An 18,947-nucleotide genomic window follows, 5' to 3' on the forward strand; every position below is an offset into this window, starting at 1 on the left:
ATGTCAGAAGATAGACCTTGTTCTTAACATTAGTATGGGATACCTTGCTGGCGTAACTGATATTTTGCTAAAATATTTTCTTGCCTTTCTATTCGCTATCTTCTATACTAACCTTATCAAAGAACTCTAAGGAACATGTTCTATAAGATTCAGACCATTCGGTCAGAGAATTCCAAGATTTTCAAATCACAATCAGATATGGCAGGAAAGATGTTGTATATTTGTCTTAGTATCCTTATAATAAAAATTATAGGTATCTTCTCTTTTGCACACCTTCCTGCGGGAAGGAGCGTAAGATGGGAAAAGATAAGTTACAATGGCACCCGGCATTCGCAGCGGCACTTCGGATTACTTTATCAGAAGAAATGAAATATCTGGAGTTGCAGGAGGAATATCTTCTTAGTAAAGCGCCACCCAAGATTGACATTCTGGCAATCAAGAAACTACGAGAGATTGTCATACAGAAGAAGATAGGAAGAATATTCCGGGGGCATAATATTATTGAGTATAAGTCGCCGGAAGACGTTTTGAGTGTAAATGATTTTTATAAGGTGTATGGGTACACCTGCTTTTATCAGTCCAACACAGAGCACGTGAGGGAAATCGACCCGAAAGATATGACGATTACATTCGCTGGAAGCCACTATCCGAGAGAAATGTTTCGGCATTTGCAAGAAGTGAGAAACATAACAATAGAGAAGAAAAGTAAAGGTATTTATTATCTTCAGGGAGATGCTATTCCGATGCAGTATTTGAACCTGAAAGAATTAGATGAAGATGAAAATTACTGGTTACAGGTTCTTAGAACGAACTTAAAGGCAGGAGAAGAAATTCGCACCTTAGTATCGAACTATGAGAAAAACAGACATTCCAAGGACTACTCCGCAGTGATGAATCTGATTGCGCGAGCGAATTGGAAGCAAATGGAGGAGGAAAAAGGATGTGTGACGCATTGAATGAATTATTTTCAGAAGAATTGAGAGAAGCAGATTTTGCCGGAAGTACTAGAGGCGGAATAATGATGTGTAAGAAATTAGGGCTGTCTTATAATGAAACGCTATCTCAGATAAAAGAGGAATATCAGCTTACGGAGGAACAGGCGAGAGAAATCATGGACAAGAACTGGAAATAGAATAATGATATCCCCGATGTTGAGGGAGTTGAGAATATAACCGCTTTGTCTGTTGAGTCAGGGCTGTTATAGTTTTATATTATTGACTCTCGTAGAATTTTGGTTTTACAGAATCTGACCGTATGTTACCAAAATGGAAACAAAGGAAATGCAGACCGGTACTTTTCTTTTGAGTTTTATCATTATATGATAAGAATGAAAGAGAGGTACACAGTATGGCATTAAATGATAATATCAAGAAGTTAAGAGAAGAAAAGAATCTTACACAACAGCAGCTTGCCGACAAACTTTATGTTTCAAGGCAGACCATATGTCGTTGGGAAAATGGTTCGAGGTGTCCGGACCTGATTACGGCGAAAAAACTGGCATTGGAATTAGATGTGAGTATGGATGAATTGATCGCAGACGAAGATGTAAGAGACGTTCAGATTAATTATGGGATATGGAAGTTAGAGAAGATAAAGAGCAGGGTACAACTCCGGGAAGAACGTGAAAAAGTACAGAAGTTAATTGAAATTATAGGCAGCATATATATGGGAATCTTAATTTTGGGACTGCGTCCAGAAGTGCAGACGCCTGTGTGGATAACCATTATTTTCGCTTGTATAGTGATACTATTGCTGATCGTTCATTTAATGATTTCCAAAAAGTTGAGAGAAATAGAGTAGGTGTATATGAATAATGAAAGAAAATAAGAGTTTGATAATTGTAACCATATCAACAACTGCTTTTGGGATAATTTCAAAGTGCTTCGTAGGGATACCCTATATGTCTTTGAGCCATTTTGATCTGTATTTTGTAATGTCATTCATATTATGGGGACTTTATTCTGCTTCTTTATATTTTGCTGGAAAAATTGCAAATACCGGGAACGACAATCTTATAAAGGCGAGTTTTCATGGCCTTATCTTTGGAATAATTGCTTCATGTGTTAAAACAGGAATGGATTCACTTATAATGTTAGTAGTGGGAAAAACAAATAATCAGATACTTTTGACATTTGCAATGGAAATAGGGCTCTTACTTTTGGGAAGTGCGGTAATGCTATTTGTATTCTTTGTTTTACAAAAAAGAAAATTTACGTGGGATAGATCCTTGAACAAATTTGTGATTATTTTAGGCTTTCTAATAGGTGTTTATGTAATTATTTTCTTTTCTTTCAATTTAAAGTATCAGGCATTGACACCATATACAGATGTGAATGCTTTAACAGAAAGCGAAACTATCAATTTGAACACTTTGTTAGAGATGGAAAGTATAATGCAATATAGCAAAATTTTTACCACATTAAGTATGATTATATTTGTGGTGTTTTTCATTGGATTATGGTTTGTGTTAGAAAAAACGATATAGATACTCCATAAATAGAGCTGCAGTTTTCAGTTTAGAGGGGAAAATTTTATGGATAGAATAAAAAGAAATCTTATTTTTTATTTTGTATTAGGCATAGCTTTTTATGGAATCCCTTGGGGGATAAAAGATACAGGAAGTGGGATCGTGATTCTGTTAATTATTATCCCTGTAATATGTTTTTTGACGTCTGTTATGTATGGAATAAAAAATGGTTTTAACCCTTGGTATGCTTTGCTTGCAGCGCTTATATTTACTCCATCTATATTTATTTTCTATAATTCAACCGCATGGATTTATGCGATCGTATATGGTGTTATCGCGGCGCTTGGAAATTTAACGGCGCTGCCATTCAGAAAAAGATAGCTTATAATTTAGTTGGGGTATACAAGAGTGCTTAAAAAATAAGAGATAAACAAATAGGAACTATGGAGGTAGCTATGGCTTTTGATTTCAAGAAAGAATACAAAGAATTTTATATGCCGAAGAATAAGCCAGAGATTGTAAATGTTCCTAAAGCAAATTACATTGCAGTCAGAGGAAAGGGAAATCCAAACGAAGAAGGCGGAGCATATAAGCAGGCAATTAGTATGTTATATGCTGTTGCATACACGCTGAAAATGAGTTATAAAGCCGACTATAAAATTGAGGGCTTTTTTGAATATGTAGTTCCTCCGCTTGAAGGATTCTGGTGGCAAGAAAATTTGGATGGTGTGGATTATACTGAAAAGTCCACATTTAATTGGATTTCTGTTATCCGTTTGCCTGACTTTATAACCCAAAAGGACTTTGATTGGGCGGTTGAAACCGCAGCCAAAAAGAAAAAAATGATTGCTCATCGGCAGAATTTATGAGCATTGACGAGGGTCTGTGTGTTCAGATAATGCACTTGGGAGCATTTGACGATGAACCCGCAACCGTTGCACTTATGGATGCATATTTGGAGCAGAATGGATATGTTAATGATATAAACAAGGATAGATTACACCATGAGATTTATATGTCTGATGCAAGAAAGGTTGCTCCGGAAAAGTGGAAAACTGTCATTAGACATCCGATAAGAAAAGTGTAAAAGTTAAAAGTTGGGGGGATGAGGATGCGAAAGACAATAGCAATTGTACTGGTATTGATTTGTCTGTGTGGAACAGTTGGTTGTACGACATCGGAGTCTAAAACAGATTATCCGGCTGCTATTATGGTGGATGGAGAGGTTTATTATTTGGTCTCGGAGTCAATGGTAGAAGAAGTTGACGATCGTGCTATCATTGGACATATATCATCATATACAGATACCTTTCCCAAAAAAGATGGCGAAACAAACTTCAACAGAGAATTGGAAATGCCATATGCAAAAGTAACAGATGGAATTGCTGTCTTATATGAAAATGAGTGGCGCCTGTGTACACTAGATGACTAATGCAAATCTCAGTTTGTAGTGTGAATGTTAAATTAGAAGTTGTAGGGGGAACTGATATTATGCTTATAGAAAGCATACCAAAATCTTTAGCTGAATTATATAAGTCATTACTCTCTGAACTGAAACCTAATTGGAAAGTTGAAATAATTATTGAGGATTACAATTTATATAAACTTGGTTTTGTAGATGAAATTCCTTGTTCTCTTAAATTAGACGTATCTGAAGAAGAGATAAGTGAATTACATGATGAGATTATGAATATGGAAATTAGTGTATATTTGTATGAAGATTTGCTGTATAAAAATCCGCTGAACATGAGTGAGGAAGAAAAAAGAGAATATAGAGAATTGAAAAAGTGTGAAAAAGAATATGATAAATATGCTCCGTTAGAAGCAATTTCTAGTTATTGGTTGCAACAGAAATCTTGATTATTAGCATTAGATGATATGGGAAGTGTGTAAATTCCAGCTTATAGAGCAAGTATATTATTTAAGGAGATGAATGCTATGTTTGAATTACAAATTGCATGGTTAGAAGTGATAACAGTCGGAGGTCTTGGCATAATATTAGCGTTGGCCGGAGTCATCATCAATATTATCGCAGAAAGGCAAAATAAGCTGTGTACGCAACATACAGAAGGCATTGTTATACAATATGGATTTCCAGGGGATGGAAGAATGTATCCAATTGTGGAATATTTTGTGGATGGGGTTTGTTATAAAGCGAAGAAAAAATTTCGTGGAGTAAAGAGAATAAGAATATCTGGACTCCCCATAAAGGTGCAGTCAAAAGCTTATGAAGATGAAAAAGGTTGGCTACATATAAAAATCGGACCTATTGCAAATTTGCATTAGATTGCAGAACAGCTATGGCCTATCGGCAGTAAGGTGACAGTTTTTTATAATCCAAACGATCCTAAAAAATGTTATGTAGACAGACCAATTTCGGGAAGCTTTACATCCATAATGTTCGTCTTAGTGGGGATGGTAATAATAATTCTCAGTGTATTGGTATTCTTTTTAATACAGTTATAATCTGCAAGAGTTAAATAGTAAACGAATAAATTCCGGTTTTCCGCGTTGGAGAGGAGAGATACAGATAATGAAATTAAAAAATGTTTTAATTGTTGTCAAAGATATTGAAAAATCAAAAAAGTTTTACCATGACTTGTTTGGACTTGATGTGATACTCGATCATGAAGGCAATGTGATTTTAACAGAAGGTCTTGTCCTGCAGGAGGAAGATATTTGGAAGAAATTTTTGGAGAAAGATATTATTCCGCGAAATAATTCTTGTGAATTGTATTTTGAAGAGCAGGACATAGAAGGCTTTGTCGAAAAGCTGGAAAAGTTATATCCTTCCATTCAGTATGTAAATCGGCTTGTGACACATAGCTGGGGGCAAAAAGTGGTTCGTTTTTACGATTTGGATGGAAATCTGATAGAAGTTGGAACTCCTATGTAAGTAAAGAAATGTGATGTGTATTTTTATGTGGACAAAAGGGGAAAATAGATTGTATGAATCAGCAATTTATACGTGGATTGGAAATTGATTGGAATAAAATTGAGCGGGACAGCTATTTGAAAAACATTGAGGCACTGAAAGGGGTTGAGCAATTAGAGTTTGAAACCCCTATTACGTTTTTTGTCGGAGAAAACGGAAGTGGCAAATCTACGTTATTGGAAGCGATTGCGGTTGCTTATGGGTTTAACCCGGAGGGTGGAACGAAGAACTATTCTTTTTCTACCTATGATTCTCATTCTAATCTTTGTGAAGCGATACGATTGTCCAAAGGATTCAGGCAGGCGAAGCACGGTTATTTTCTACGTGCAGAGAGTTTTTATAACGTGGCAACAAAAGAAGAAGATTATGCAGATGCAGGGCATCCATCAAGCAGATTTCATGCGCAATCTCATGGAGAGAGTTTTTTGGCATTGGCACAGCAGCAAATGCAGCCGAATGGCATCTATATCTTGGATGAGCCGGAGGCAGCGTTGTCACCGCACAGGCAGTTGACGCTTATGTTGGAAATCCATCGATATGCAAAAGCCGGTGCACAGTTTATTATCGTAACGCATTCGCCGATTTTACTGGCCATTCCAGAAGCCAAGATATGGACGTTTGACGAAGGTGCAGTACATACTTGTGCGTATGAAGATACCTCTAGCTATCAGGTGACGGAAATGTTTGTGAATCATAGAGAGCAATTGCTGGATAGGTTGTTTAAAGAGTAAGAAAGAGTGGGAGCAAAATCTTTGATTTTGCTCCCACTCTTTATAAAATTTTACTTAAAATTCTGGTTCAATCAATCCAAAGGTACCATTTTTTCGGCGGTATACAACATTTACTTCGTCTGTTTCTGCATTGCAGAATACATAGAAATCATGTCCCAGTAATTCCATCTGCACACATGCATCTTCCGGATACATTGGCTTGAATCCGAATTTTTTGGTGCGGACAATCTTGATTTCGTTATCCTCGTCTACACTGTCTGCAGCATCAAAGAATTCCTGTTTAAAGTTGCCGTCTTCCTGATGTCTTGCATTCAGTTTGTTTTTATATTTGCGAAGCTGACGTTCAATGACTTCTTCTACCAGGTCAATCGATACATACATGTCACTGCTTACCTGTTCGGAGCGGATGATTCCACCTTTGACAGGGATGGTGACTTCAATTTTCTGGTGTTCTTTCTGAACACTCAAAGTTACGTGAATTTCCGTATCGGGAGTAAAATATCGCTCTAATTTTCCGAGTTTGTGTTCAACTGCCTCCCTTAATCCTGGTGTTACATCGATGTTTTTTCCAATAATGATATACTTCATGCTGTCCAACCCCTTTTCGACATAATTTCAGAAGATATAGTCAGATAATTAATATAAATACCAACGATCTATCTGATATATGTAGTATAACACGTTTTGACGTCAATGTATAGCATGTATTACTTGAATTCTTGAAACTTTTTTGTCATGCATTTTGGCTACACGAAGACCAAAGTCTGGAAAATAAACACTCGCACCAACCCCGATTTCGATATCGTACTCTTCACATTTTTTTGAAAGGACATCGAGAAGAGTTTCCCCTTTTTCATGTGGAATATCAATATCGAGAAGTTTGTTAACGGTATGAGCCTTTGTGCTTGCTCGGAAAATGATTTCTTCTGCTATATCGAATTCGCAGAATAAGAACTTTCTGGTAGCAAACAGGACTGCGATGGCACAGACGCCGATCAGACTGCCCATAATAGAAGAGTGGTCGATAATGACCTGTCTTGCAATGGCAAAGAGCAGTACCTCGAAGACGGTGTTTGGCGTGTGGTAATACATCATGCGAATCAGCTCAACACCGATAATCAGGTTAAAGCATGTCTCTAGCAGATCGTCATAGTTTGGCCACACTTGCAGATCTGGAATATAGATCAGTGAACCTGCCATCCGAAGACAAAGTAAAATAATACCGACAGATAACATGAGAGCGATGAAAAATTCCAAGATAACTGCTACACGTTGTAAAAATTTTTCTGCAAAATGTTTCATAAATTCCTCCTGGCTAGTTTATGGTAGATCCATGGATAGATAATTAAAATCCATAATACCAGTATAAAGTATTCCGCCATCTTTGCCAAGATAGAACTTTGTGCCAGCATCCCAAGACCTTCTTTTAAGAGTACGGTGAAAAATAGCCCCAAAAGCAGTCGGATTACCTTTGCGGAAGTAGAGCCGATTTGGGGATCAAAATGGAAATGGGTTCGCTCTAGGTACCAGCCGACAGAAAAGCCAAGACCTGCGCCTGCGGCTTTGCAGCAGTCGGAAGCATATTTGGCGCTAATGGTTCCGTTTTTCATAAGCCATAGTGCATAGAGTGCAACAGCTATAGAAGTCAGAAAGAGTATTAAGGCAATAGGCTTAAGGTAACGGTTATCGTCAAGAAATGCAGACTGAAAGTGCCAGATGAATGTGGCGATAAGAAGAGACAATCCCATAGATACCAGCACGTCTTTTGGAGTATGGCAGCCCAGGTACATCCGAGAAAATCCAATGAGAAGAAAAGCTAATACGCAGAGGATTTTGAGGGGGAGTTTTTGGGACTTTTTCGCCAGCGGGTAGAACAGACAGGTGGCTCCCTGGGTGTGTCCGCTGGGAAAAGAGTAGCCGGTAGCTCCGGGGACTGCGCTTTCAACTGCATGGAAAGCGGGATCCAGTACCCAGGGGCGGGGAATGCGGAAGGTAACTTTTAAGGTCTGGACACAAAGACCAGCGGTAAAGTAAGTGAAACCAAGCAGATATGCAAAACGTTTGTCTATGCACCAATATAGTGCACAGACAAACGCAATGATGATAACTTCCTGGCCGAAATAAGTGATAAACTGCATTAGTTTATCGAGAAATGGGGTACGAATCCCCTCTAATAACCATAAGAATGACATTATCTGTTTCCTCGTTTTCTCATTTTTGGATCCAAGATTTTTTTGCGGATTCTCAAGTTTTCCGGTGTTACTTCCAGAAGTTCATCGGTATCGATGAAATCAAGCGCCTCTTCCAGACTTAAGAGCTTCGGAGGAGACAGGCGCAGTGCATCGTCTGCGCTGGAAGAACGGGTATTAGTCAGATGCTTGGTTTTGCAGACGTTTACTTCAATATCGTCTGTTTTAGCGTTCTGGCCGATTACCATACCGGAGTAAACTTTCTCGCCGGCGCCGATAAAGAGGATTCCACGTTCCTGGGCGCTGTAGAGACCGTAGGTTACGGATTCTCCGGTTTCAAATGCAATCAGAGATCCCTGTTTGCGGTACTGGATATCGCCTTTGTATGGGGCATATCCGTCAAATGCGGTGTTCATAATTCCGTTTCCTTTGGTGTCGGTCAGGAATTCTCCGCGGTAGCCAATGAGACCTCTGGATGGGATTTTAAATTCCAGACGAGTGTAGCCGCCGCTTGCGGTTCCCATATTCTGGAGTTCTCCCTTTCTCTGGCTTAATTTATCAATGACTGTTCCGGTGAATTCTTCCGGTACATCAATATAAGCGACTTCCATTGGTTCTAATAATTTCCCGTTTTCATCTTTTTTATACAGAACTTCTGCTTTGCTGACTGCAAATTCATATCCTTCTCGACGCATATTTTCGATCAATACAGAAAGATGAAGTTCACCGCGGCCGGATACACGGAAGCTGTCGGTGTTCTCGGATTCCTCCACTCGAAGGCTGACGTCTGTGTTCAGCTCACGGAACAGACGGTCGCGGAGGTGACGAGAGGTAACGTACTTTCCTTCCTGGCCTGCAAATGGGCTGTCATTGACAATGAACTGCATTGCGATGGTTGGTTCAGAAATCTTCTGGAACGGGATCGGAGTCGGATCTTCCGGGGAGCAGAGTGTGTCACCAATGGAGATATCTGCAATACCGGAGATGGCAACGATGGAACCGATGGAAGCTTCTTTGACTTCAACCTTGTTTAATCCGTCAAATTCATACAATTTGCTGATTTTTACTTTCTTCTGTTTGTCCGGCTCGTGGTGGTTAACCATGATCAGATCCTGGTTGGCGGCAATGGTACCGTTGTCTACTTTTCCAACGCCGATTCGGCCGACATATTCATTGTAGTCGATGGTGCTGATCAGCATCTGAGTCGGGGCTTCCGGATCACCTTCCGGAGCTGGAATATAGTCGAGAATCGTCTCGAACAGCGGCTGCATATCTTTTTCTTCATCTGTTAAGTCTAAAACAGCAATTCCGGATTTGGCGGAAGCGTAGATGAATGGGCAATCCAGCTGATCGTCGGATGCATCCAGATCCATCAGAAGCTCCAGAACTTCGTCAATAACTTCTTCCGGTCTTGCTTCCGGACGGTCGATCTTATTGATGCAGACGATGACTGGAAGATCTAATTCCAGTGCCTTCCTTAATACGAATTTGGTCTGCGGCATGGCGCCTTCAAATGCGTCTACGACCAGAATAACACCGTTGACCATTTTCAAAACACGTTCTACTTCGCCTCCGAAGTCAGCGTGTCCTGGTGTATCAATGATATTGATTTTCGTACCTTTATAATAGACGGCAGTATTTTTAGAGAGGATGGTGATTCCACGCTCTCTCTCGATATCGTTAGAGTCCATGACACGTTCGGCTACTTCCTGATTTTCACGGAATACACCGCTTTGTTTTAACAGCTCGTCCACCAGGGTGGTTTTACCGTGGTCAACATGGGCGATGATTGCAATATTACGAACATCTTCACGTTTTGTTTTCATATGAACCTTCCTTTTCTCTACCTATTAAATACATTTTTTTACATTAACTTTAATAGTTTATCATATTTTGTGGATTTTACAAGTACCGGGATGCGGATATCTGATTTTTTGAAAAAAGTAGTTCTAAAATGCCAGAACCGTTCATAGACTGATTAATGACCTAGAAATACGACGCAGAGGAAGGGAGAAACTCAAATTATGTCAGATAAGATTATTGAAAACAACCAGGTAACCATTATGGGAGAAATCGTAACTCCATTTACATTCAGCCATGAGGTGTTTGGAGAAGGATTCTATATGGTAGAAGTAAGTGTCAGAAGACTTAGCAACTCACAGGATCAGATTCCGGTTATGGTATCGGAACGGCTGATTGATGTATCACAGGATTACACAGGAGAATTTATTATGGTGAGCGGACAGTTTCGGTCCTATAACCGACATGACGAGGTGAAGAACAGACTGGTTCTGTCTGTGTTTGCGCGGGAGATTGAATTTGTTGAAGAAGAGCTGGATGGAGCGAAGACAAATAATATCCTGTTAGACGGATATATCTGTAAACTTCCGGTGTATCGGAAGACGCCTCTTGGACGAGAAATTGCAGATCTTCTTTTGGCGGTTAACCGACCTTATGGAAAATCCGATTACATACCTTGTATTTGCTGGGGAAGGAATGCCAGGTATGCTTCTTCCTTTGAAGTTGGAGAACATGTGCAGATTACAGGGAGAATCCAAAGCCGGGAATATGTGAAAAAGCTGACAGAAGAGAGGACGGAAAGACGGGTGGCATACGAGGTGTCGGTCAGCAAACTTGAGTGCATGGAGTAGAGAAGGGCTTTTCATTGACATCATATTTGAATAATGATAGAATTTCATTATGAATGTATTTCAGAATGTTGATAGAAAGGCAGGAGGATATTATGTCTATTTTTACAGGCGCAGGCGTAGCGATCGTAACCCCATTTCAGGAGAATGGAGAGATCAATTATGATAAGCTGGACGAATTAATTGACTATCACTGTGAGAATGGTACGGATAGTATTATTATATGTGGAACTACAGGGGAATCAGCCACGATGACGGAAGAAGAGCATATGGAGTGTGTGAAGTTTGCCATTGAGCGGACGAAAAAGCGGATTCCGGTAATTGCAGGAACCGGTTCAAATTGCACCAGAACGGCTGTTGAGATGTCAAGAGAGGCGGCTGAAAACGGAGCAGACGGACTTCTGGTTGTGACTCCGTATTACAATAAGGCAACCCAGCAGGGACTGATTGCTCACTATACAGCAGTTGCCAGAGAAGCAAAAGCTCCGATTATTATGTACAGTGTTGCAAGTCGAACAGGATGTAACATCGAGCCAGCTACCGTTGCAGAGTTGGTGAAGAATGTAGATAATATTGTAGGAGTCAAGGAAGCTTCCGGCAACATTTCCCAGGTTGCGAAAATTATGGCAATGACGGATGGGAACATTGATCTTTATTCCGGAAATGATGATCAGATTGTGCCGATTCTGTCACTGGGCGGAAAGGGAGTCATTTCTGTATTGTCTAATGTTGCTCCGAAAGAGACGCACGATATCTGTGAATTCTTCTTTAACGGAGAGATAAAGGCCAGTACAGAACTTCAGTTAAAGGCGATTCCATTGGTAGAGCAGCTGTTCTGCGAAGTGAATCCGATTCCGGTAAAGAAGGCGATGAAGCTGATGGGATACGATTGTGGTCCGCTTCGGATGCCGCTTACGGAACTGACACCGGAACATGAGAAATCACTGGCGAAGGCAATGAAGGATTTCGGGATTGCGCTTGTCTAGGAGTGGCATGGCGTGATACATACAATGGCGAAAATGCTTTTGCAGAAGTGACAGGAGGATAAGAAAAAGATGGTAAGAGCGATTATGCATGGCTGTAATGGCAAGATGGGTCAGGTGATCAGTGGTCTTGCAAAAGCAGATGAACAGATAGAAATTGTGGCGGGAATTGATCGGTATATGGGAATCACCAACGACTACCCGGTATTTGATAGCATTGAGAAGTGTGATGTGGAAGCAGATGTTGTGATTGATTTTTCCAATGCGGCGGCAGTAGATGCGCTTCTTAAGTACTGTGTGGAGAAGGCGCTTCCGGTTGTACTGTGTACAACGGGACTTTCCGAAGAGCAGCTTGCGAAGGTAGAAGAGGCGGCAGGAAAGACGGCAGTCTTAAAATCTGCCAATATGTCTTTGGGAATCAATCTTTTAATGAAGCTCCTTCAGGATGCGGCAAAGGTTCTGGGACCGGCTGGTTACGATATTGAATTGGTGGAGAAGCATCACAACCAGAAAGTAGATGCACCAAGCGGAACGGCTCTGGCTTTGGCAGATTCGATCAATGAGGCTTTGGATCAGGAATATACATATGTATATGACAGAAGCCAGGTCAGACAGAAAAGAGATCAGAAAGAAATTGGAATCTCAGCTGTACGTGGTGGAACGATCGTGGGAGACCATGAAGTGATTTTTGCCGGTGTGGATGAGGTGATTGAGTTTAAGCACACCGCGTATTCCAAATCTGTATTTGGAAAAGGAGCGGTGGAAGCTGCGAAGTTCCTGGCAGGGAAACCAGCTGGGCGCTATGATATGTCAGATGTAATTCATTTTTAACTTTACAGAACAAGGACAGCAGGAGATGGACGAAAAAGCCGGATTTTGCTGTCCTTGTCTGCAAAGAGAAGGAGGACTGCATGAAAGAATTGGAAGATCGTTATCTGGAACGCCTTTCTGAATTGTATCCAACCATCGCCAAGGCATCAACGGAGATCATTAATCTGCAGGCAATTCTGAATCTGCCGAAAGGCACGGAGCATTTTCTTACGGATATTCATGGGGAATATGAGGCTTTTTCTCATGTGCTTAAGAATGGTTCGGGATCAGTGCGCCGTAAAATTGAAGATGTATTCGGGAATACAATGAGTAGCAGGGAAAAACAGACGCTTGCTACTCTTATTTATTATCCGGAAGAGAAGATGGAGCGGATCAGACAGAAAGAAGAAAATATGGAGGAATGGTACCGGATTACTCTGTATCGCCTGATAGAAGTGTGTAAATGTGCAGCAAGTAAATATACCCGCTCTAAAGTGCGCAAAGCCCTTCCGCCGGATTTTGCCTATGTGATCGAAGAACTGATGACGGAAAAGGCAGAAGGAATAGATAAAGAATCCTATTATAATGCAATTGTGAGTACGATTATCCGTATTGGGCGTGCAGATCGGTTTATTGTTGCACTAAGTGAGCTGATCCAGCGGCTGATCGTAGATCATCTTCATATTGTAGGGGATATTTATGATCGGGGGCCTGGGCCGCACATTATTATGGACAAGTTAATGGCGTACCATTCTGTGGATATCCAGTGGGGGAATCATGATGTGTTGTGGATGGGGGCAGCAGCCGGTCAGAGAGGGTGCATTGCGAATGTGATACGCATTTGCGCAAGGTATGGCAATTTAGATATTCTTGAGGATGGATATGGAATTAATCTGCTTCCGCTTGCCACATTTGCGATGAATACGTATGAGCAGGATTCTTGTGCCTGCTTTCAGCTGAAAGGAGAATCCGGGCATGGGAAAGAAGAGAAGCTCTTAGAAATAAAGATGCATAAGGCAATGTCTGTGATTCAGTTTAAGGTGGAAGGGCAATTGATCCGAGAGCATCCGGAATTTCATTTGGATAGCAGGAATCTTTTGCACCTTATGAATTGTGAGACTGGAACGATAGAGATACAGGGGCATACATATGAGCTGTTAGATACGAATTTCCCTACGGTTGATTGGAAAGATCCTTATGCGCTGACGAAAGAGGAAGAGGAGATTATGGAGCGTCTGACGGGAGCCTTTCAGAATTGTGAAAAGCTGCAGCGGCATATGAGGTTTCTGCTAAGTAAAGGCGGGCTTTATAAGATTTGCAATCAGAATCTTCTGTATCATGGCTGTGTACCGCTTGCGGAAGATGGGAGCTTGAAGAAAGTTTCTTTATATGGGAAAGAATATCAGGGGAAAAGCTTGTACGAGATGCTGGAAAGTTCTGTGAGAAAAGGCTTTTATGCGATGGAGGAAGAAGAGCGAAAAAAAGGTCGGGATTTGATGTGGTATATCTGGCTGGGAGAAGATTCTCCGCTTTTTGGAAAGGATAAGATGGCGACGTTTGAACGGTATTTTCTTGCAGATAAAGCGACCCATAAGGAAGAGAAAAATCCCTACTATCATCTTCTGGAGAATGAGCAGGCAATGAATGGAATTTTGCGGGAGTTTGGTCTGCCGGAAGAGGGAAGCCACATTATCAATGGGCATGTTCCGGTTAAGAGTAAAAGTGGGGAGAGTCCGGTGAAATGTGGTGGAAAAGTTCTGGTTATTGATGGTGGATTTTCCAAAGCTTATCAGAAAGAAACGGGAATTGCAGGGTATACGCTTATCTATAATTCTTACGGTTTGATTCTGGCCGCCCATGAGCCGTTTGAATCTACGGAAGGTGCCATCGAAAAAGAAAGTGATATTCATTCGGACAGTACAATCGTTAAACGGGTGGTTGAGCGTAAGCTGGTTGGGGATACGGATGTAGGACGAGAGTTGCAGGAACAGATTTTGGATCTGGAACGTCTGCTGGCAGCTTACCGAAGTGGAAAGATTGCAGAACGGATGTGATGTTTTAACTACGTTTCAGCCAAAAGAAAAGGAAAAAAATTCCATAGAAAAAGCGGTATAAATTTCCGGTATCTGCAAATAGTATCTGTAGCAAGTATTGCTTGATAACAGACCATGATACAGGAAAGGGAGACAGACATGAAACAGTTGAAAAAATGGATGCTCGTTCTGATGTGTGCAGGGACGATGATGAGTGTAACCGCTTGTGGAAGCGACAAGAATGCAAAGGATAACGAGGCGACGCAGGATCAGGATCCTACAGGTAAGGATCAGGATCGAGATATGGCGGATGATGAAGAGGGCAAGATGGATGATGCTGGAAAGAATGATGCCATAGAGGATGGCAATCGTGACGGCGTCGCAGATGAAATTGGCAAAGATATCAAAGATGGAGCCAAGGACATAAAAGAAGATGCCGAAAACGGAGTCAATGAAATGATGGATGAAAATGATCCTGATAAGACAACAAGATAAAAGTGAGATAGAATATTTGTGATGCCGGGGCTTGGTAAGTCCCGGTATTTTTGTTTGATGGAAATGTGGCTGAATGTAAAATGAAATAGAGTGTGCTCTCTTTTCAAGAAGTGCGGCCTATGGTAGAATAAACTAAGCACGAAACATGAATCAATGAAAAGCAAAGAATTGCGGATGAAAAAAGGAGAGTATTATGCGGTTCAGACCATGTATTGATATTCATAATGGAGCGGTAAAGCAGATTGTGGGAGGAAGCCTGAAAGATCAGGGAGATCAGGCGATTGAAAATTTCAGATCGGATCAGGATGCGGCGTATTATGCGAGAATGTACCGGGAGGATGATCTGCCGGGCGGGCATGTGATCCTTCTGAACTCTTCGTCTTCTCCTTATTACGAGAAGACGAAAGAGCAGGCGCTGAAAGCGCTTCGGGCATATTCGAAAGGGCTGCAGGTCGGAGGCGGAATTACGGCGGAGAATGCAGAAGAGTATTTGGAGGCCGGAGCAAGTCATGTCATTGTTACATCCTATGTATTTAAGGACGGGGAAATCCGTTTAGACAGGCTTAAGGAGCTTGAAAAGGCAGTGGGAAGAAAGCATCTGGTGCTGGATGTCAGCTGCCGCAGAAAAGGCGATGATTACTATATTGTGACGGATCGGTGGCAGACATTTACGAATGTACGCCTTACAAGAGCGAAAATGGAGGAGCTCGCAGCGTACTGCGATGAATTTCTGGTACATGGAGTGGATGTAGAGGGAAAAGCCTCCGGAGTGGAAGAAAATTTGGTGCAAATACTGCGGTCCGTGGAAAACATACCGATTACTTACGCAGGGGGGATCGGGAAAATGGAAGACTTGGAAGCCTTCCGGCAGATGTCGGGTGGGCGATTGGACTATACAATCGGAAGTGCGTTGGATTTATTTGGCGGTTCGATACCTTATGAGTATGTAAAAAGGCAGGGACTATGTCCGAATCGTAACGATAGTGTGAACACTTTATAAATTAGTTGAACTGAAACAGTGTTGGTGCTAGAATGGAAGGATAGAGTGGTCATTTATAGGCCAAATTCATGACAAGGAGTATACGTCACATGAGTTTATTTACAAAAATATTTGGAACACATAGTGAAAATGAATTAAAAAGAATTTACCCGATCGTAGATGCGATCGAGGCATTGGAGCCGGAAATACAGAAGCTTTCGGATGAAGAATTGAGGGGAAAAACCAAAGAGTTTAAGAACCGCCTAGCAGAGGGGGAGACGCTTGACGACCTGCTTCCGGAGGCATATGCGGTTGTCAGAGAAGCAGCTTTCCGTACAATGGGAATGAAGCATTACCGAGTGCAGTTAATCGGTGGAATTATTCTTCACCAGGGTCGTATTGCAGAGATGAAGACAGGAGAAGGTAAGACACTGGTGTCTACCCTTCCGGCATATTTAAATGCATTAACAGGAGAGGGTGTCCATATCGTCACGGTCAATGATTATCTTGCAAAGCGTGATGCGGAATGGATGGGACAGGTTCACGAATTCCTGGGGCTGACAGTCGGCGTTGTATTAAATAGTATGGATAATGATGAAAGACGGGCTGCTTACAATTGTGATATCACTTATGTGACGAATAATGAGCTGGGATTTGATTATCTGCGTGATAATATGGTGATTTATAAGGAGCAGCTGGTGCAGAGAGGGCTGAAGTATGCCATCATTGATGAGGTTGACTCAGTTCTGATTGATGAGGCGCGTACTCCGCTTATTATTTCCGGACAAAGCGGAAAGTCTACGAAGCTTTATGAAGCATGCGATATTCTGGCCCGTCAGCTGGAGCGTGGAGAGGCAAGCGGAGAATTCACCAAAATGAACGCCATTATGGGTGAAGATATTGAAGAGACAGGTGACTTTGTTGTCAATGAGAAGGAGAAGAATGTCAACCTGACCGAGGATGGTGTAAAGAAGGTAGAGAAGTTCTTCCATATTGATAACCTTGCAGATCCGGAGAATTTGGAGATTCAGCACAATATTATTCTGGCGCTTCGCGCACATAATCTGATGTTTAGAGATCAGGACTATGTGGTGAAAGATGACGAAGTTCTGATTGTAGATGAATTTACCGGACGTATTATGCCAGGACGCCGTTACTCTGACGGTCTTCATCAGGCGATTGAGGCGAAGGAGCATGTGAAGGTAAAACGGGAGAGCAAGACACTTGCAACGATTACGTTCCAAAACCTGTTTAATAAATTCCAGAAGAAGGCAGGTATGACAGGTACTGCCCTTACAGAGGAGAAGGAATTCCGTGAGATTTACGGAATGGACGTTGTTGAGATTCCGACCAACAAACCGGTTCTCCGTGAGGATTTAGAGGATGCGGTTTATAAGACCCAGAAAGAAAAGTTCCGCGCTGTCTGTGATGAGATTGAGCGGGCACATGCGAAACATCAGCCGGTTCTGGTAGGTACAATTACCATTGAAACATCCGAATTGTTAAGTGGAATGCTGAAGAGAAGAGGTATTCAGCATAATGTATTGAACGCCAAGTTCCATGAGATGGAGGCGGAGATTGTTGCTCAGGCGGGTATCCATGATGCCGTTACCATTGCGACCAATATGGCGGGACGTGGTACGGATATTAAGCTGGATGATGAGGCGAAAGAGGCCGGCGGTTTAAAGATCATCGGTACGGAGCGCCATGAGTCCAGACGAATTGATAACCAGCTGCGCGGACGTTCCGGACGTCAGGGAGATCCGGGTGAATCCAGATTTTACATTTCTCTGGAAGATGATCTGATGCGTTTATTTGGATCCGAGCGTCTGATGAATGTGTTTAATACACTTGGCGTGCAGGACGGGGAACAGATTGAACATAAGATGCTTTCCAGTGCAATCGAGAAGGCACAGCAGAAGATTGAAAGCAATAACTTCGGAATCCGTAAGAATCTGCTGGAATACGACCAGGTTATGAACGAGCAGAGAGAAATTATATACGAAGAGAGACGCCGGGTGTTAGACGGAGAAAATATGCGGGATTCTATTTTCCATATGATGAACGAATATGTAGAAAACCTGGTGGATCGTATGACCAGTTCCGATCAGGATCCGGAAGAGTGGAATTTAGCTGAGTTGAATCTGGCTCTTCACAATACGATTCCAATGGCTCCGATTACGGAAGAAGACGTTAAGAATATGAGCCAGAAAGAGTTGAAGCATATGCTCAAAGAGCGGGCTGCCAAGGCTTATGAGGCGAAAGAATCTGAGTTCCCAGAGCCGGAACACATCCGCGAACTGGAGCGAGTGGTACTTCTGAAGGTGATCGATGCCAAATGGATGGATCATATTGATGATATGGATCAGCTTCGTCAGGGAATCGGTCTGCAGGCATATGGTCAGAGAGATCCAAAGGTAGAGTATAAGATGTTAGGATATGAGATGTTTGATGCGATGACGAAGAGTATTGAGGAAGATACGGTTCGTACGCTGCTTCACATCAAGTTGGAACAGAAGGTGGAAAGAGAACAGGTTGCAAAGGTGACCGGAACCAATAAAGATGACAGCGCAGTAAAAGAGCCGAAGAAGCGGGCGGAGAAAAAGGTGTATCCAAATGATCCATGCCCATGTGGAAGCGGTAAGAAATACAAACAGTGCTGTGGACGGAAATAATC

At 41.8% G+C, this 18,947-nt stretch carries 22 protein-coding genes and 1 pseudogene; 19 read left to right on the top strand and 4 right to left on the bottom strand.

Going from position 1 to position 18,947, the window contains the following annotated elements:
• Window positions 1-296 precede the first annotated feature (296 nt).
• The 12 genes and pseudogenes from WKT00_RS00260 (at window position 297) to WKT00_RS00315 (ending at window position 6,133) form a co-directional block, all read left to right on the top strand.
• Window positions 297-956 carry a 3-isopropylmalate dehydrogenase gene (locus tag WKT00_RS00260; RefSeq protein WP_340260202.1) on the top strand — a complete coding sequence of 220 codons (660 nt, stop codon included), beginning with the start codon at window positions 297-299 and terminating at the stop codon, window positions 954-956.
• Window positions 941-1,132 carry a hypothetical protein gene (locus tag WKT00_RS00265; protein ID WP_340260204.1) on the top strand — a complete coding sequence of 64 codons (192 nt, stop codon included), beginning with the start codon at window positions 941-943 and terminating at the stop codon, window positions 1,130-1,132. The genes WKT00_RS00260 and WKT00_RS00265 overlap by 16 nt, the downstream gene beginning before the upstream one ends.
• 215 nt (window positions 1,133-1,347) lie before the next feature.
• Window positions 1,348-1,800, top strand: a complete 453-nt coding sequence (locus tag WKT00_RS00270; RefSeq protein WP_340260206.1) for a helix-turn-helix transcriptional regulator — start codon at window positions 1,348-1,350, stop codon at window positions 1,798-1,800.
• Between the two features lie 13 nt (window positions 1,801-1,813).
• Window positions 1,814-2,485, top strand: coding sequence for a hypothetical protein (locus tag WKT00_RS00275; protein WP_340260208.1), 672 nt, complete (start codon window positions 1,814-1,816; stop codon window positions 2,483-2,485).
• Window positions 2,486-2,533: 48 nt separating this feature from the next.
• A complete protein-coding gene (locus WKT00_RS00280) occupies window positions 2,534-2,848 on the top strand; it encodes a hypothetical protein (RefSeq protein ID WP_340260210.1) in 315 nt (104 codons plus the stop codon).
• Between the two features lie 74 nt (window positions 2,849-2,922).
• Window positions 2,923-3,554 (top strand): annotated as a pseudogene (locus tag WKT00_RS00285) (GyrI-like domain-containing protein).
• 24 nt (window positions 3,555-3,578) lie between these two features.
• Window positions 3,579-3,899, top strand: coding sequence for a hypothetical protein (locus WKT00_RS00290; RefSeq protein ID WP_340260212.1), 321 nt, complete (start codon window positions 3,579-3,581; stop codon window positions 3,897-3,899).
• A gap of 59 nt (window positions 3,900-3,958) precedes the next feature.
• Complete coding sequence (locus WKT00_RS00295; protein ID WP_340260214.1) at window positions 3,959-4,327, top strand: hypothetical protein; 369 nt, start codon at window positions 3,959-3,961, stop codon at window positions 4,325-4,327.
• A gap of 78 nt (window positions 4,328-4,405) precedes the next feature.
• Window positions 4,406-4,753, top strand: coding sequence for a hypothetical protein (locus WKT00_RS00300; RefSeq protein ID WP_340260216.1), 348 nt, complete (start codon window positions 4,406-4,408; stop codon window positions 4,751-4,753).
• 21 nt (window positions 4,754-4,774) lie between these two features.
• Entirely contained in the window at window positions 4,775-4,933 is a 159-nt protein-coding gene (locus WKT00_RS00305) for a DUF3592 domain-containing protein (protein ID WP_340261517.1), read from the top strand.
• Window positions 4,934-5,000: 67 nt separating this feature from the next.
• Window positions 5,001-5,363, top strand: a complete 363-nt coding sequence (locus WKT00_RS00310; protein ID WP_340260218.1) for a VOC family protein — start codon at window positions 5,001-5,003, stop codon at window positions 5,361-5,363.
• Window positions 5,364-5,416: 53 nt separating this feature from the next.
• Window positions 5,417-6,133 (top strand): AAA family ATPase, encoded by a 717-nt coding sequence (locus tag WKT00_RS00315; RefSeq protein ID WP_340260220.1) that lies wholly within the window; start codon window positions 5,417-5,419, stop codon window positions 6,131-6,133.
• A gap of 54 nt (window positions 6,134-6,187) precedes the next feature.
• Here the strand turns inward: WKT00_RS00315 and hpf are convergent, their stop codons facing one another.
• The 4 genes from hpf to typA form a co-directional block, all read right to left on the bottom strand.
• Window positions 6,188-6,721 carry a ribosome hibernation-promoting factor, HPF/YfiA family gene (gene hpf, locus WKT00_RS00320; RefSeq protein ID WP_101694690.1) on the bottom strand — a complete coding sequence of 178 codons (534 nt, stop codon included), beginning with the start codon at window positions 6,719-6,721 and terminating at the stop codon, window positions 6,188-6,190.
• Between the two features lie 102 nt (window positions 6,722-6,823).
• Window positions 6,824-7,435 (bottom strand): transporter, encoded by a 612-nt coding sequence (locus WKT00_RS00325; RefSeq protein WP_101694689.1) that lies wholly within the window; start codon window positions 7,433-7,435, stop codon window positions 6,824-6,826.
• Window positions 7,432-8,325, bottom strand: coding sequence for a phosphatase PAP2 family protein (locus tag WKT00_RS00330; protein WP_173814086.1), 894 nt, complete (start codon window positions 8,323-8,325; stop codon window positions 7,432-7,434). Before WKT00_RS00330 ends, WKT00_RS00325 begins: the two co-directional genes overlap by 4 nt.
• Window positions 8,325-10,148, bottom strand: a complete 1,824-nt coding sequence (gene typA, locus WKT00_RS00335; RefSeq protein ID WP_340260225.1) for a translational GTPase TypA — start codon at window positions 10,146-10,148, stop codon at window positions 8,325-8,327. Before typA ends, WKT00_RS00330 begins: the two co-directional genes overlap by 1 nt.
• A 198-nt stretch (window positions 10,149-10,346) precedes the next feature.
• Between typA and WKT00_RS00340 the strand changes: the two genes are divergently transcribed.
• The 7 genes from WKT00_RS00340 (at window position 10,347) to secA (ending at window position 18,945) form a co-directional block, all read left to right on the top strand.
• Window positions 10,347-10,973 carry a single-stranded DNA-binding protein gene (locus WKT00_RS00340; protein ID WP_101694686.1) on the top strand — a complete coding sequence of 209 codons (627 nt, stop codon included), beginning with the start codon at window positions 10,347-10,349 and terminating at the stop codon, window positions 10,971-10,973.
• Between the two features lie 92 nt (window positions 10,974-11,065).
• Window positions 11,066-11,956, top strand: coding sequence for a 4-hydroxy-tetrahydrodipicolinate synthase (gene dapA / locus WKT00_RS00345; protein WP_101694685.1), 891 nt, complete (start codon window positions 11,066-11,068; stop codon window positions 11,954-11,956).
• Window positions 11,957-12,025: 69 nt separating this feature from the next.
• Window positions 12,026-12,784, top strand: a complete 759-nt coding sequence (gene dapB, locus WKT00_RS00350; RefSeq protein WP_173814088.1) for a 4-hydroxy-tetrahydrodipicolinate reductase — start codon at window positions 12,026-12,028, stop codon at window positions 12,782-12,784.
• A gap of 80 nt (window positions 12,785-12,864) precedes the next feature.
• Window positions 12,865-14,817 carry a fructose-1,6-bisphosphatase gene (locus tag WKT00_RS00355; RefSeq protein WP_340260229.1) on the top strand — a complete coding sequence of 651 codons (1,953 nt, stop codon included), beginning with the start codon at window positions 12,865-12,867 and terminating at the stop codon, window positions 14,815-14,817.
• A 138-nt stretch (window positions 14,818-14,955) separates the two neighbouring features.
• Window positions 14,956-15,291, top strand: coding sequence for a hypothetical protein (locus WKT00_RS00360; protein WP_340260231.1), 336 nt, complete (start codon window positions 14,956-14,958; stop codon window positions 15,289-15,291).
• Window positions 15,292-15,484: 193 nt separating this feature from the next.
• Window positions 15,485-16,291 (top strand): phosphoribosylformimino-5-aminoimidazole carboxamide ribotide isomerase, encoded by an 807-nt coding sequence (gene hisA / locus WKT00_RS00365; protein WP_340260233.1) that lies wholly within the window; start codon window positions 15,485-15,487, stop codon window positions 16,289-16,291.
• An 89-nt stretch (window positions 16,292-16,380) separates the two neighbouring features.
• Window positions 16,381-18,945: a preprotein translocase subunit SecA gene (gene secA, locus WKT00_RS00370; protein ID WP_101694680.1), complete on the top strand. Its 2,565-nt coding sequence runs from the start codon at window positions 16,381-16,383 to the stop codon at window positions 18,943-18,945.
• Window positions 18,946-18,947: the final 2 nt, after the last annotated feature.

The organism is Dorea sp. ICN-14282, from assembly GCF_037890115.1.
Lineage (GTDB): Bacteria > Bacillota > Clostridia > Lachnospirales > Lachnospiraceae > Dorea_B > Dorea_B phocaeensis.